The sequence below is a fragment of the Tessaracoccus pujii genome (genome assembly GCF_055326215.1).
In genome coordinates this window covers 451,375-464,825 of sequence record NZ_JBUZNP010000002.1, presented here as the reverse complement: position 1 = coordinate 464,825, position 13,451 = coordinate 451,375, and the positions used below count along the sequence as shown (strand labels likewise).

At 70.9% G+C, this 13,451-nt stretch carries 12 protein-coding genes and 1 other RNA gene; 9 read left to right on the top strand and 4 right to left on the bottom strand.

Annotated features, from left to right (window positions below):
* Positions 1 to 259 precede the first annotated feature (259 nt).
* From rplM to ACZK5N_RS04180, 8 genes are all read left to right on the top strand, one after another.
* The gene (rplM, locus tag ACZK5N_RS04215) at positions 260 to 703 is read left to right on the top strand and encodes a 50S ribosomal protein L13 (protein ID WP_459020234.1); all 444 of its coding nucleotides are present in this window, start codon (positions 260 to 262) and stop codon (positions 701 to 703) included.
* A 20-nt stretch (positions 704 to 723) separates the two neighbouring features.
* On the top strand, positions 724 to 1,248 hold the full coding sequence (gene rpsI / locus ACZK5N_RS04210) for a 30S ribosomal protein S9 (RefSeq protein ID WP_459020233.1): 525 nt from the start codon (positions 724 to 726) through the stop codon (positions 1,246 to 1,248).
* A gap of 103 nt (positions 1,249 to 1,351) precedes the next feature.
* A complete protein-coding gene (gene glmM, locus ACZK5N_RS04205; protein WP_459020232.1) occupies positions 1,352 to 2,704 on the top strand; it encodes a phosphoglucosamine mutase in 1,353 nt (450 codons plus the stop codon).
* A gap of 65 nt (positions 2,705 to 2,769) precedes the next feature.
* Complete coding sequence (locus tag ACZK5N_RS04200; RefSeq protein ID WP_459020231.1) at positions 2,770 to 3,510, top strand: zinc ribbon domain-containing protein; 741 nt, start codon at positions 2,770 to 2,772, stop codon at positions 3,508 to 3,510.
* Positions 3,510 to 4,943 (top strand): RNB domain-containing ribonuclease, encoded by a 1,434-nt coding sequence (locus ACZK5N_RS04195; RefSeq protein ID WP_459020230.1) that lies wholly within the window; start codon positions 3,510 to 3,512, stop codon positions 4,941 to 4,943. The genes ACZK5N_RS04200 and ACZK5N_RS04195 overlap by 1 nt, the downstream gene beginning before the upstream one ends.
* A gap of 33 nt (positions 4,944 to 4,976) precedes the next feature.
* An RNA gene (rnpB, locus tag ACZK5N_RS04190) (RNase P RNA component class A) lies at positions 4,977 to 5,343 on the top strand.
* Positions 5,344 to 5,381: 38 nt separating this feature from the next.
* Positions 5,382 to 7,886, top strand: coding sequence for a circularly permuted type 2 ATP-grasp protein (locus tag ACZK5N_RS04185; RefSeq protein WP_463624613.1), 2,505 nt, complete (start codon positions 5,382 to 5,384; stop codon positions 7,884 to 7,886).
* Positions 7,883 to 8,845, top strand: a complete 963-nt coding sequence (locus ACZK5N_RS04180) for a transglutaminase family protein (protein WP_459020228.1) — start codon at positions 7,883 to 7,885, stop codon at positions 8,843 to 8,845. The genes ACZK5N_RS04185 and ACZK5N_RS04180 overlap by 4 nt, the downstream gene beginning before the upstream one ends.
* Here the strand turns inward: ACZK5N_RS04180 and ACZK5N_RS04175 are convergent.
* Genes ACZK5N_RS04175 through ACZK5N_RS04165 form a run of 3 tightly spaced genes read right to left on the bottom strand, consistent with a single transcriptional unit; the run spans position 8,809 to position 11,338 of the window.
* Positions 8,809 to 9,612: a transglutaminase-like domain-containing protein gene (locus ACZK5N_RS04175; protein ID WP_459020227.1), complete on the bottom strand. Its 804-nt coding sequence runs from the start codon at positions 9,610 to 9,612 to the stop codon at positions 8,809 to 8,811. The genes ACZK5N_RS04180 and ACZK5N_RS04175 overlap by 37 nt on opposite strands.
* The gene (gene map / locus ACZK5N_RS04170; protein WP_459020226.1) at positions 9,609 to 10,469 is read right to left on the bottom strand and encodes a type I methionyl aminopeptidase; all 861 of its coding nucleotides are present in this window, start codon (positions 10,467 to 10,469) and stop codon (positions 9,609 to 9,611) included. The genes ACZK5N_RS04175 and map overlap by 4 nt, the downstream gene beginning before the upstream one ends.
* Before the next feature lie 26 nt (positions 10,470 to 10,495).
* Complete coding sequence (locus ACZK5N_RS04165; RefSeq protein WP_463624612.1) at positions 10,496 to 11,338, bottom strand: DUF2510 domain-containing protein; 843 nt, start codon at positions 11,336 to 11,338, stop codon at positions 10,496 to 10,498.
* 149 nt (positions 11,339 to 11,487) lie between these two features.
* Here ACZK5N_RS04165 and ACZK5N_RS04160 point away from each other — a divergent pair, with 149 nt between their 5' ends.
* Entirely contained in the window at positions 11,488 to 12,780 is a 1,293-nt protein-coding gene (locus ACZK5N_RS04160) for a glutamine synthetase family protein (RefSeq protein WP_459020414.1), read from the top strand.
* A 147-nt stretch (positions 12,781 to 12,927) separates the two neighbouring features.
* Here the strand turns inward: ACZK5N_RS04160 and ACZK5N_RS04155 are convergent, their stop codons facing one another.
* Positions 12,928 to 13,347 (bottom strand): sterol carrier family protein, encoded by a 420-nt coding sequence (locus ACZK5N_RS04155; RefSeq protein WP_459020224.1) that lies wholly within the window; start codon positions 13,345 to 13,347, stop codon positions 12,928 to 12,930.
* Positions 13,348 to 13,451 lie beyond the last annotated feature (104 nt).

The following is a 13,451-nucleotide window of genomic DNA, read 5'->3' as shown; positions in this document are numbered from 1 at the left end:
ACCGGGCTGCCATCGACAGCTTCTCCTCAACCTCCACACCCCATCGTGGCCAGCCTCCACGTTCGCGGGGAAAAGTGTGTGAGGCACGGCCCCTACGTACGCGGGGACTATGTGTGAGTCTCGTCGCTGATTTGCCCAGCCGCGCCCCCGCATCGTAAGCTTGGTAGCTGTTGCGCGCCGTGTGGCCAGTGCGGCTCCTTGAGCCGACGCCGCCAGTGCACTCCACAAGTTTGTTTGGAAACGAATGGAAGTTGGTCTCGTGTCTACGTACACCCCAAAGCCGGGCGAAATCGCCCGGAACTGGCATGTGATTGATGCCGAGGACGTCATCCTCGGGCGTCTCGCCGTGGCCGCTGCCACCCTGCTCCGGGGCAAGCACAAGGCCACCTTCGCCCCCCACGTCGACGGTGGTGACTTCGTGGTTGTCGTCAACGCCTCGAAGATCGCCCTCTCCGGCAACAAGCGCAAGGACTCGAAGCGGTACACGCACTCCGGCCGTCCGGGTGGTCTGACGACCATCTCGATCGGTGACCTGCTCGAGAAGGATGCCCGCAAGGCCGTCGAACGCGCCGTGTGGGGCATGCTGCCCAAGAACAAGCTGAGCCGTCAGCTGATCAGCAAGCTCAAGGTCTACTCGGGCCCCGAGCACCCGCATGCCGCGCAGCAGCCGCAGGCCTACGAGATCACCCAGATCGCCCAGTGAGCGAGAGCGAGACGCACCCCATGACCCAGACTGATATCGACGAGACCACCGTCGAGGAGATCACCCCCTTCGTCGACGACGAGAACCGTGAGATCGCCTACCGCTCGGACGCCAACCCGGCCGCCGCCGCCGGCGCCGACGTGCGTCCGGCGATGGTCGCCCCGATGGGCGCCACCGGCCGCCGCAAGGAGGCGATCGCCCGCGTGCGCATCGTCCCCGGCTCGGGCTCGTGGATCATCAACGGCCGCACCCTCGAGGACTACTTCCCCAACAAGGTGCACCAGCAGCTGGTGAGCGATCCGTTCGTGACTGCCGGCGTCAACGGCTCCTACGACGTGATCGCCCGCATCCACGGCGGCGGCATCACCGGCCAGGCCGGCGCGCTGCGCCTCGGCGTGGCCCGCTGCCTCAACGCGGTGGACACCGAGGCCTCCCGCCCCGGCCTCAAGAAGGCCGGCATGCTGACCCGCGACGCCCGCATCAAAGAGCGCAAGAAGGCCGGCCTCAAGAAGGCCCGCAAGGCGCCCCAGTACAGCAAGCGCTGATCCCAGCACTGTCGTCGAACGCCCATCCCCACTGCGGGGGTGGGCGTTCGTCGTCTGCCGGGGGATTCGTCCAGCCGGATCGGGCGGCGGTATTGTCGCCTGCGTGGCACGACTCTTTGGTACCGACGGCGTCCGTGGCGTCGCGAACAGTGAACTGACCGCCGAGCTGGCGCTCGACCTCTCCGTCGCGGCGGCGCACATCCTCGGTGAGGCCGGTGTGTTCGAGGGGCACCGTCCATTGGCGCTCGTCGGCCGCGACCCTCGGGCCAGCGGCGAGTTCCTCGAGGCCGCCGTCATCGCGGGCCTCGCCTCGGCGGGGGTGGACGTGATCCGCCTCGGCGTCCTGCCCACCCCGGGGGTGGCGTTCCTGGTCAACGATCTCGACGCCGACCTCGGCGTCATGATCTCCGCCTCCCACAACCCCATGCCGGATAACGGCATCAAGTTCTTCTCCAAGGGCGGCGTGAAGCTCGACGACTACCTGGAGGACGCCATCGAGGCCCGGATGGGCGAGGGGTGGACGCGCCCCACAGGGAGCGCCGTCGGGCGCATCCGCAGCGACCTGGGCGCCGTCGAGGCCTACGTCGCGCACCTCGTGGGGTCCCTGGGCGAGGACGCCTCGCTGGCGGGCCTGACGGTGGTCATCGACTGCGCCAACGGCGCGGCGTCCACCACCGCGCTTGAGGCGTTCGCGGCGCAGGGCGCGCGGATCATCCCGATCCACGCCGAGCCCGACGGCCTCAACATCAACCAGGACTGCGGCTCCACCCACATGGGTGACCTCATCGAACGCGTCAGGGCGGAGGGCGCGGACCTCGGCATCGCGCTCGACGGCGACGCGGACCGGTGCCTCGCCGTCGACCATGAGGGCAACGTCATCGACGGCGACCACATCCTGGCGATCCTCGCCATCGCCATGAAGGAGGAGCACCGCCTCCACTCGGACACCCTCGTGGCCACCGTCATGAGCAACCTGGGGCTGATCAACGCCATGCGCGAGCACGGCATCCGGGTGGACCAGACGAAGGTGGGGGACCGCTACGTGCTGGAGTCGATGGCCGCGAACGGGTTCGCGCTGGGGGGCGAACAGTCCGGCCACGTCATCATCAACGAGTTCGCCAACACCGGCGACGGCACCCTCACGGGCCTGCACCTGGCGGCCCGGATGATGTCCACCGGCAGGTCTCTTCAGGACCTCGCCTCCGTGATGACCGTGCTGCCGCAGGTGATCATCAACGTGCGCGGCGTGGACAAGCTCCGCGCGGGCGTCGACACGGAGGTGCAGAGGGCCGTGGCGGCGGCCTCGCGTGAGCTGGGCACCACCGGCCGGGTGTTGCTGCGCCCCTCCGGAACCGAGCCGGTGGTCCGTGTGATGGTGGAGGCCCCCACGGACGAGCAGGCCACCCGCATCGCCGAGGACCTGGCGCAGAAGGTCAAGAGCCGCCTCGCGCTCTGAGCGGACCCGCGCGGGAGGGCCGGCGGGTATCCTGGGGCGCACCCAACTGGATAAGGATTGTCCGAATGCTCGCAGACCCCGCCGATCAACGCACGCTGCTCACCCTGGCAGACCTCGATTCCGAAGTGGCGCGGGTGCAGCACGCGGCCAGGGTCCTCCCGCAGCACAAGGCCATCGCCGAGCTCATGGCCTCGCGCCAGCAGGCGACGGATGAGTTGATCTTCTCCACCACGGAGGTCGACGACCTGCAGGTGGCGGTGGCCAAGGCGGAGGCGGACCTCGCGCCGGTGCGCGCCCGCCTCGAGCGCGACGAGCGGCGCATCATCGACGGCTCCGTGTCCGACGGCAAGATCCTGCGCTCCCTGCAGGACGAGGTCGAGCACCTCAAGCGCCGGATCTCCGACCTGGAGGACACCGAACTGGAGCTGATGGGCAGGCTCGAGGACGCGGCCGCCCACCGGGACAGGATCGTGGCCCGCCGCACCGAGATCGAGGTGCGGCTCCGCGAGGAGGTGGCCACGCGCGACGAGCAGGTGGCCAGGCTCAGCCAGGAGGCGAGGGACCTCAGCCTCACTCGGGCGCCCCTCGTCGGCCGCCTGCCCGCGCCGCTGGTGGCGCTGTACGAGAAGATGCGGGCGTCGTCGGGTCTCGGCGCAGCGCTCCTCAAGGCCGGCCGCTGCGGCGGCTGCCAGCTGCAGCTGACCGTCTCAGACCTCGACACCTACCGCCGCGCCTCCGAACATCAGGTGCTGCGCTGCGTGGAGTGTGACCGCATCCTGGTGCGCACGGCGGAATCGGGTCTCTGATGCCGGCGGCGCATCTGGACATCCGCAACATCCCGGCGGAGGTGCGTGAGGCGCTCACCGCGCTGCAGGCGCGCCTGGAGCTGCCCCGCTCCTTCGCGCCGGAGGTGCTCGCCGAGGCGGAACTGGCTGCCGGGATCCCGCCGTCGGAGCACGTGGACCGCACCGACATCGAGTTCGTCACCATCGATCCTGAGTCCTCGACGGATCTGGATCAGGCGCTGCAGATCGAGCGCGACGGACCTGGCTACCTGGTGCGCTACGCCATCTCCGACGTCGCCCACTTCGTTCGCGTGGAGACGCAACTGGAGGCCGAGACGCATCGCCGCGGGCAGACCTTCTACGCGCCCAGCGCCCGCGTGCCGCTGCACCCTCCGGTCCTCGCCGAGGGCGCCGCCTCGCTCCTGGCCGACGGCACGCCACGGCCCGCCATGCTGTGGGAACTCCGGCTCGACGCGGCCGGGGAACTGCGCGACGTGGCGCTGACGCGAGCGCTCGTCCTCAGCCGGGCCAAGCTGAACTACGAGGGCGTCCAACGGGATCTCGACCGCGGCGCGCCGCACCCCAGCATCGCCCTGCTGCCCGAGGTGGGGCAGCTGCGCCAGCGCCTGGAGATCGCCCGGGGCGGTATCTCGCTCAACCTGCCGGAGCAGGAGATCGTCGAGCACGACGGCTCGTGGGAGCTGGAGTTCCGGCACCTGGTGCCGGTGGAGGACTACAACGCGCAGATCTCGCTGCTGACCGGCTTCACGGCGGCCGGCATCATGATCGACGGCGGCGTGGGGATCCTCCGCACGCTGCCTCCCGCCGAGGACTGGTCGCTCGAGAAGCTGCGTCGCGCGGCGAAGTCGCTCGGTGTGTCCTGGCCCACGACGATGAGCTACCCCGAGTTCGTCAGGTCCCTCTCGCCGGAGAATCCCCGCGAGCTGGCCGTGCTGACGAAGTGCACGATGCTGTTCCGCGGCGCCGGCTACCTGGCCTTCGACGGCGCGGTGCCGGACGGACACCTGGAGCACTCCGCGCTCGCGGCGCCCTATGCGCACACCACCGCGCCGCTGCGGCGGCTCGTCGACCGCTACGTCCTCGAGGTGTGCCACGCGCTGGTCAACGGGCTGGAGGTGCCGCAGTGGGCACGCGACGGACTGTCGGTCCTGCCGCAGGAGATGGCCGAGTCCAGCCGCCTCGCGCGGGCCTACGAGAACGAAGTGATGGACCTCGCCGAGGCGTTGGTCCTCCGCGGCGAGGTGGGGCGCATCTTCACCGGGGTGGTCACCGACGTACACCCCAAGACCGGCATCGGGACGGTGCAGGTGCCTGACCCGGCCGTCGAGCTGCGGGTCAAGGCCTCCCAGAAGGAGGTGGGCTCGGAGATCCGGGTCCGCGTGGACAAGGTGGAGGTGCGGACGGGGCGGGTGACGCTGTCGCGGCCGAACTGACGCCACCGTCGAGGCGGTAGGATGGTGCGTGGACGAGTCGGCCAGATGATCGCGGCTGCTTCACGGCAGCTGAGGAAAGTCCGGACTCCACAGAGCAGGGTGGTGGGTAACGCCCACCCGGGGTGACCCGCGGGACAGTGCCACAGAAAACAGACCGCCTGGTGACAGGTAAGGGTGAAACGGTGGTGTAAGAGACCACCAGCGCTCCGGGTGACCGGAGCGGCTAGGTAAACCCCACCCGGAGCAAGACCAAGAAGGTCGGCCACGGCCGGCTGCGGACGCCGATCGAGCGCTGCTCGCGCGAGGCGTCCGGGTAGGTTGCAGGAGCCCGGCGGCAACGTCGGGCCTCAGATAGATGATCATCCTTCGACAAAATCCGGCTTACCGGCCGACTCGTCCCCCAACCGGCCGGCGCCGTGGAGCGCTAGGGTGGCGGGCGTGACAGCCGAGGCAGCACCGACCACCGAGGTGGCCGCCTATCGACGGCGGCTGACCGCGGGATGGGACGAACTGACCTCCGGGGCCGGGACCGGGCCCGCGCAGAGTCTCGTGGCGGACGCCATCGAGGCGCTCGGGCTTCCCGGGCTCCTGGACGCCCGCGACGAGATGGCCCGCCTGGTCCGCGACGAGGGCATCCTCTACGGCGGTGAGGCGGGGCGCAGCTGGGTGGTGGACCCGCTGCCGCTGGTCCTCGGGGCCGACGAATGGGCGGCGCTCGAGGCGGGGCTGGAGCAGCGGGCGCGCCTGCTGGGGCTCGTCCTGCGGGATCTCTACGGCGAGCAGCGCCTGCTGTCCTCGGGTGCCGTACCCCCGGAGATCGTGTGGGGGCACCGGGGATTCCTGCATCAGGCCAGCGGGATCGACACGCCCAGCCACACCTGGCTGCCGCTGGCCGCCATCGACCTAGGCCGCGACGCCCAGGGCACCTGGACGGTGCTGGCCGATCGCACGGACGCGCCGTCGGGCATGGGGTACGCCATGACGAACCGGCGCCTGACCTCGCGCGTCATGGCGGGCCTCCACCACGACGCCCGGCCGGCCCGCCTCCGCAGCTACTTCTCCGCCATGCGCGCCGGGCTCCAGCAGCTCGCGCCCCGCCCTGGCCACACGCCCAAGGGCGTCCTTCTGTGGGCCGGCGCGGCGGGCGAGACCGCCTACGAGCAGGGCTTCCTCGCCACTCTGCTGGGCTACGCCCTCGTCGAGGCCGAGGACCTGGTGCTGCGTGACGGGCAGGTATGGGTCGACTCCGCGGAGGGCCGCGCCCTGGTGGACGTCATCCTGCGGCGCGTGGACTCGGACCTGTGCGACCCGCTGGAATTCCGCAGCGACTCCCAGCTAGGTGTGTCCGGCCTCGTCGAATCCGTGCGCCTCGGGAACGTGGCCACCCTCAACCCGCTCGGCAGCGGCGTGCTGGAGAACCCCGCCCTGCTCGGGCTCCTGCCGGGACTGGCGCCCCAGCTGCTGGGCGAGGAACTGCTGCTGCCCTCGGTGCGCACGTGGTGGTGCGGCGACGATCTGCAGCGCGCGCACGTGCTGGCCAACCTGGACTCCATCGTCCTCAAGCCGCAGGGTCGCGGCCTCGGCAGCGCCACGCTGGCCGGTTGGGAGCTCGACGGGCGCGCCAAGGAGGAACTGAGGGCCCGGATCGCCGCCGAGCCCTGGGCCTGGTGCGGGCAGGAGCCGCTGGAGCTGTCGACCAGCCCGGTGGTCACCGACGCCGGCCTGGAGCCGCGGCGCGTCGTGCTGCGCTGCTTCGGCGCCCAGGTGGACCACTCGCACGTGTTCCTCGCCGGCGGACTGGCGCGCGTGGCGTCACACGACCGGTTCCGCATCACGACGATGAGCGGTGCGCTCGCCAAGGACGTGTGGATCCTGGACCCCACGGAGGTCCAGGAGACCTGGACGCCGACGTTCGACGGCGGCCCCATCGCCATCCAGCGTGTCGCGACACTCGCGCCCCGCGTCGCCGACAACCTCTACTGGTTCGGCCGCTACACCGAGCGGGCCGACGGCACGGTCCGGCTGCTGCGTCTCGCCCTGGACCTCGCCGCGGACCATGGCCGCAGCCCCGGGACACGCGGCGGCCAGGTGCTCGCCGCGATGCTGTCGGCCGCGGAGGGCATCACCGATCTGGACCTGTCGAGTTCGGACATCGGCGGCGCGCTGGCCCGGCTGCGGCCGGCCGTCGTCGACGGTGACGCCCCCGGCTCCGTGGCGCACGCGGTCGCACGCCTGGCAGCGGCCGCCCACGAGGTGCCAGACATCATGTCCTCCGACCTGTGGCACGTGTTGAGCCAGCTGGAGCGCCTCGTCGCCGTGGCCACCGGGCGCGCGGACCTGGCCGGCGTGCTGGACGAGCTCGTCGCCGGCACCCTCGCGGTGGCCGGCATCACGGCGGAGAACCTCACCAGGGACGTGACGTGGGCCTTCGTGGACGCCGGGGTGCGGATCGAGCGGGCTCAGCGCACCCTGGCCCTGGTGCGCCACACGCTCGGCGACGACCGGGCCGCCGTCGTGGAGAACCAGCTCTCCGACGCCATCCTCGAGGCGGGGGAGTCGTTGATCACCCAGCGGCGCAGGTCCGCCTCCGGTGAGGGGCCCCGTCGCCCGGCGCTCGCCGCGACCCAGCTGCTTCTCAGCGACCGCTCAAACCCCCGCTCGGTGGCCGCACAGCTGGACCGGCTCGTCGAGGACCTCAGGCTGATCGGCGACGACACCCTCGCGGCCCGCTGCACCGACCTGGTGACGGTGTTCGCCAACGCCGACCTCGTGGGGTTGTTCGCCGGTCCGCGCGCCCTGGTCGGCGGGTTCGCCGCGGCCGAACTCTCGGAGTTGCGGGCGATCTCCGACGAGCTCACCCGCCGCCACCTCGCCAGGCAGGCCCCCCGCCGGGCGACGCTCGGCGAGTGGAGCCCTGGGGCGTACCTGCGGGAGGACACGTGAGGCAGCGGCCCGAGAACCTGACGCCGCGGCGCTACTACGTCAAGCACCGCACCAGCTACGAGTACCCGGAGGCGGTGACGCTGTGCTACGAGCGCGGCTTCCTCACCCCGCGGGCCACCGCCTCGCAACGGGTGCGCGCGCACGGCACCCGGGTGCTGCCCCACCCGCTGCTGCAGACCGAGCATGTGGACCGCTTCGGCAACACCAGCCACTATCTGGAGATCCACTTTCCGCACACCCACCTTGAGGTGATCAAGGAGGCCATCGTGGACGTCGAGTGGCCGCTCATCGACGTGGACCCGCTCAACCAGTGGACCCTGGCGTCGGCCCGTCGGGCCGTCGCGGGCAACCCCGCCCACCGGATGGACCGCGCGATGTTCGGGCTGCCGACCAAGCACGTGGCGGTCTCGTCGCCGGAGCGGCTCGCGGCCTACGCCGACACCATCCTGGCTCCGGCCCTCGGCTTCGGGGACGCTCTGGTGGAGCTGACCACCGGCATCCGGCGGGACTTCGCCTACCGGCCGGGCGTCACCTCGGTGCGCACCACCGTCGACGAGCTGTTGGACCTGCGGGGCGGGGTCTGCCAGGACTTCACCCACCTGGGCATCGCGATCCTGCGATCGCTGGGCATCCCCGCGCGCTACGTCTCCGGCTACATCGAGACCGCCACCGCACCCGGCCAGCAGAAGCTGGAGGGCGCCGACGCCTCGCACGCGTGGATCTCGGTGCTGTCGCCCGCGGGGACGTGGATCGACATCGACCCCACCAACGCCCAGTTCGCGGACTCCCGCTACATCGTCACGGCGTGGGGCCGGGACTTCGCCGACGTGAGCCCCCTGCGCGGCGTCATCGTCACCGATGCCGCGACGTCCCGGCTGTCGGTGGGCGTCGACGTCGTGGCCATGCAGGGCGACGAGGCGCCTCAGGTGAGCGTCTTGAAGCTGAAGTTGTCGTCGTAGGGGAGGGCACCGTCGACGCCGGCGTCGACCCTCAGCCGGGTGAGGGCAGTGCGTCCGCCGAGGGTGGTCATGAACGCGGTGTCCGCGGCGTCGCGCCCCGTGCAGATCCGCACCATGGAGGTCCGCGGGGCCAGTCCGGTGGCGTCGAGCAGGTACCAGGTCCCGTTCCAGTAGGCCTCGGCGACGGCGTGGAAGTCCATCGGCACCAGGCCCGGCGCGTACACCGACACGAGCCGGGCCGGCATGTTGAGCCCCCGCAGGAACGCGACGACCAGGTGCGCGGAATCCCGGCACACACCCGCGCGGCTGAGGTAGGTCTCCAGCGCGCCGTCGACGACGCGGCTCGAGCCCGGCCGGTAGATCACCTTGGTGCGGACCCACTGGGTGACCGCACTCATCAGCTCGAACCCCGTCAGGCCCGCGAAGTGCGTGTGGCTGAGGTTGGCCAGGCGGTCAGAATCGCAGTAGCGCGACGGGCGGGTGTAGAGGATCTCGTCGATGCCCTGGATGGCGGACTCGGGTGCCGGGGCGAGGACGCGCGCCGCGTAGTCCACGTGGAGGGTGCCGACGGGGGTGTCGCGGAGGCGGTGGAGCCGGCTGCCCGACGGGGCGATCAGCTCCTCGGCCTGCACCTCGTCGTCCCCGACGCGGAAGGTGAGGGTCTCGTCCACCTCCGGGTAGTCGCTGCTGACGGCGACGGAGAAGATCAGGTCAGCGGGGGCGCTGACCTGCACTTCCAGGTGGCTGGAGGCGTGGCGGACGCTCACGCGAGGTCGCCGGGAAGCGTGAGGATCTCGGCGCCGTCCGCGGTGACCACCAGGCTGTGTTCCCACTGCGCCACCCGTGACTTGTCCCTGGTCACGACGGTCCAGTCGTCGTCCCAGAGGTCCGTCTCGTGGGTGCCGAGGGTCAGCATGGGCTCGATGGTGAAGGTCATGCCGGTCTGCATGACGGTGTTGACCCGCGGCTCGTCGTAGTGCAGGACCACGAGGCCGGAGTGGAAGGCGGTGTGCACGCCGTGGCCCGTGTAGTCGCGCACCACGCCGTAGCCGAAGCGCTTGGCGTAGGACTCGATCACGCGCCCGATCACGGAGATGGGGCGGCCCGGGCGCACAGCCTTGATCGCCCGGTTGAGGGCCTCCTGCGTGCGCTCCGTCAGCAGCCGCGACTCCTCGTCGACGTCACCGCAGTAGAAGGTGCCGCAGTTGTCTCCGTGGACGCCGTCCTTGAAGGCCGTCACGTCGATCTTGACGAGGTCCCCGTCCTCCAGCGGGCGGAGATCCGGGATGCCGTGGCAGACCACCTCGTTGACGGAGGTGCAGATGGACTTGGGGAACGAGCGGTAGCCCAGCGCCGACGGGTAGGCCCCGTGGTCCAGCATGTACTCGTGGGCCACCGCGTCGAGGTGATCGGTGGTGACGCCGGGGGCGATGGCCTTGGCGGCCTCGTGCATGGCGTTGGCGGCGATCCGCCCGGCCACCCGCATCCGCTCGATCACGTCCGCCGGCTGCACATCGGATCCGGTGTAGCGCTGCGGCGCGGGCCGGCCCACGTACTCGGGGCGCGCGATGCCGCGCGGGACGTCGCGGAGGGGGGTGAGATCGTGGGGTGTCACTGGGGTCACAGTGCCGCAGTCTACTTCGCCGCGCCTCACCCGTCGTAGCGGAGCGTGGCCAGCGACACGTCCACCTCGGCCTTGTTCTCGTCGTGCCCGATCGTGACGCAGGAGACGTAGACGGCGAAGCGGTCCCTGTCGTCGGTGGGCACCAGGATGATGTCGACGACGTCACCCTCGATGCCCAGGTGCTCCATGTTGCCGACGTGGATGTTGGACGTCAGCCGCCACCCGATGCGGTTGGACACCACGTAGTCCTCGTTGATGAGGACCTCGCGCTTCTCGAAGTCGCGGAACATGCCCGAGGACGCCATGCAGGTGACGAACTGCTCAGCGGCCCTGCTCATCACGCCGGAGAAGCCGTCGGAGACCAGGATGTAGCCGACGTTGACGTTGCTCATCCATCCGGGGGCGATGTCGCGCGTCATGCCGTTGTTGTCGTGCAGCCAGTCGATCCACGCCCCGCGCTCCTCCCACAACGGGCCCGCGGGCGGTTCGATGGACAGGCCGCCGCCGTGCAGCCGCCCGTCGCGGATGTCGCTGCGGGGGACGTCGGCGATCGGGCAGTCGATGGGCTGACCGAACCCGGACTCGACGGGGGTGGGGCTGGGGGTCTCGCTGGGCACCAGCTCGTTCCACTGCGTGCCGGATGGGCGGGCCGAGCGCGCGTCCTCGGGGGTTGCGGCGAAGGGATTGGCGGCGCCGGGGAACAGGATGATCGCGGCCACCACGCCGCCGACCACCAGCAGCGCGATGACCAGCCACAGGGCCGTTCCGGGGCCCTTGCGGTCTGGCCCCGAGCCCATCCAACGCCGGCCGTCCCAGTAGCGACGACCCTGCGGCGCCGTCGGATCCGCGTACCATCCGGGCTCTGCCATGGGGCCAATAGTAGGCGCCGGCGAGGGGACGGCCGCCCCTCGAATGCGCGGCCCCACAGGGTCGAACGCCGCGGGTCGTCATGCGCCTGAAACAAATCACGGGCAGACTGGGGCCCATGGATAGGCAGACTGAGTTCGTCCTGCGTTCAATGGAGGAACGGGGCATCCGGTTCGTCAGGCTCTGGTTCACCGACGTGTTGGGCTCGTTGAAGTCCGTCGCGATCGCTCCGGCTGAGGTGGAGGGCGCGATCGCCGAGGGCGTCGGGTTCGACGGCTCGGCCATCGAGGGCTTCGCGCGCGTCTTCGAGTCGGACATGGTGGCGCACCCGGACCCGTCGACCTATCAGGTGCTGCCCTGGCGGCAGGCGGGCCGCTCGACCGCCCGCATGCTGTGCGACATCAAGCTGCCCGACGGCTCACCCAGCTTCGCGGACCCGCGGTTCGTGCTGAAGCGGGCGCTGCAGAAGGCCGGGCAGATGGGCTTCACGTTCTACATCCACCCCGAGATCGAGTTCTTCCTGCTGCGCTCCCTCACCCCGCCCGTCCCGTTGGACGAGGGCGGCTACTTCGACCACACCACCCTGGGCGACGGCACCGACTTCCGCCGCGACGCCATCACCATGCTCGAGCAGATGGGCATCTCGGTGGAGTTCAGCCACCACGAGGCCGCCCCCGGGCAACACGAGATCGACCTGCGCTACGCGGACGCCCTGACCATGGCGGACAACGTCATGACGTTCCGGGTGGTGGTCCGCGAGGTGGCCGTCAGCCAGGGGATCAACGCGTCGTTCATGCCCAAGCCGTTCTCCGAGCATCCCGGGTCCGGCATGCACACCCACATGTCGCTGTTCGAGGGCGACACCAACGCCTTCTACGACGCCTCGGACGAGTACAACCTCTCCAAGACGGCCAAGCAGTTCATCGCCGGGCTGCTGCGCCACGCGCCGGAGATCACCGCGGTGACCAACCAGTGGGTCAACTCGTACAAGCGGCTGATCGGCGGCGGCGAGGCGCCGTCGTACGCCTGCTGGGGCAGGGCCAACCGCTCGGCGCTCGTCCGGATCCCGCAGTTCACGCCCGGGAAGACCTCGTCGGCCCGCATCGAGTACCGCGCCGTCGACGCCGCCGTCAACCCGTACCTCGCCTACGCCGTGATGCTCAACGCCGGCCTCAAGGGCATCGAGGAGGAGTACCCGCTCCCCGAGGAGACCGAGGACGAGGTGTGGCGCCTCACGGACCGCGAGCGCCAGGCCATCGGCATCCAGGAGCTGCCGCGCAACCTCGACGAGGCCCTGCGTCTCATGGAGGCGAGCGAGCTGGTGGCCGAGACCCTCGGCGAGCACGTCTTCGAGTACTTCCTGCGCAACAAGCACGAGGAGTTCGCCGCCTACCGCAAGCAGGTCACGCCCTGGGAGCTGGAGCGCCACATCCGCGTGATGTGAGCCCGGCCGGTGTCGCTGCAGGGGGGTTGGCGGGGGCCGGGCGTTGAGCCGATGGATGGGTTCGCGGAGCGTCCCCGCGTGGCTTGAGCGTGGCGCCCGCCGCGAACCCATCCATCGGCTCAAACCGCGGGGCCGGGAGGCCAGGGCTCAGAGGGGGAAGACGCGCGCTGCCTCGGCGGCGTGCACCCCCGACGCGCTGACCCGCGCGTCGTGCCAGGCCAGGCGGCCGACGGCGAGGGCCACGAACGTCTCCGGCGGCATCTCCACCACGTTGGGCGGCGTGCCGCGGGTGTGCTTCGGGCCGGTGTCGAAGCCGATCTGCACGGCCGCGAACGGCGGCACCCGCACCTCGATCGACGCCCCGGGGTGCCGCTCACCCAGCAGTGCGCAGCCGGCCCGGCAGACCGCGGCCGTGAGCTCGCGGGGCAGCGGCCTCGGGTCCGCCGCCGCACGGAGCAGCACGGCCGTCAGGTCCGGGCGACGGCGGGCCAGCTCAGCCTCAAGCGCCGGGTCCGCGCCCAGGCGCTCCCGCAGCGCCGCTACGACCGTCGGGGTGGGTTTGAACATGATCGGGCCAGGATATCCGCCCCGCCGCGACACCTGCGCCCCCGGTGGGCCGCGGCGTGACGAGGACTCACCCGCCGGCGGTCCCCCGTCGATAGTCTGGGCGC

Excerpts from the sequence above, each read along its gene's own strand:
- rpsI (WP_459020233.1), top strand. The coding sequence starts at position 724 with ATGACCCAGACTGATATCGACGAGACCACCGTCGAGGAGATCACCCCC.
- ACZK5N_RS04200 (WP_459020231.1), top strand. The coding sequence starts at position 2,770 with ATGCTCGCAGACCCCGCCGATCAACGCACGCTGCTCACCCTGGCAGAC.
- ACZK5N_RS04195 (WP_459020230.1), top strand. The coding sequence starts at position 3,510 with ATGCCGGCGGCGCATCTGGACATCCGCAACATCCCGGCGGAGGTGCGT.
- ACZK5N_RS04165 (WP_463624612.1), bottom strand. The coding sequence starts at position 11,338 with ATGGCAGAGCCCGGATGGTACGCGGATCCGACGGCGCCGCAGGGTCGT.
- ACZK5N_RS04160 (WP_459020414.1), top strand. The coding sequence starts at position 11,488 with ATGGAGGAACGGGGCATCCGGTTCGTCAGGCTCTGGTTCACCGACGTG.
- ACZK5N_RS04155 (WP_459020224.1), bottom strand. The coding sequence starts at position 13,347 with ATGTTCAAACCCACCCCGACGGTCGTAGCGGCGCTGCGGGAGCGCCTG.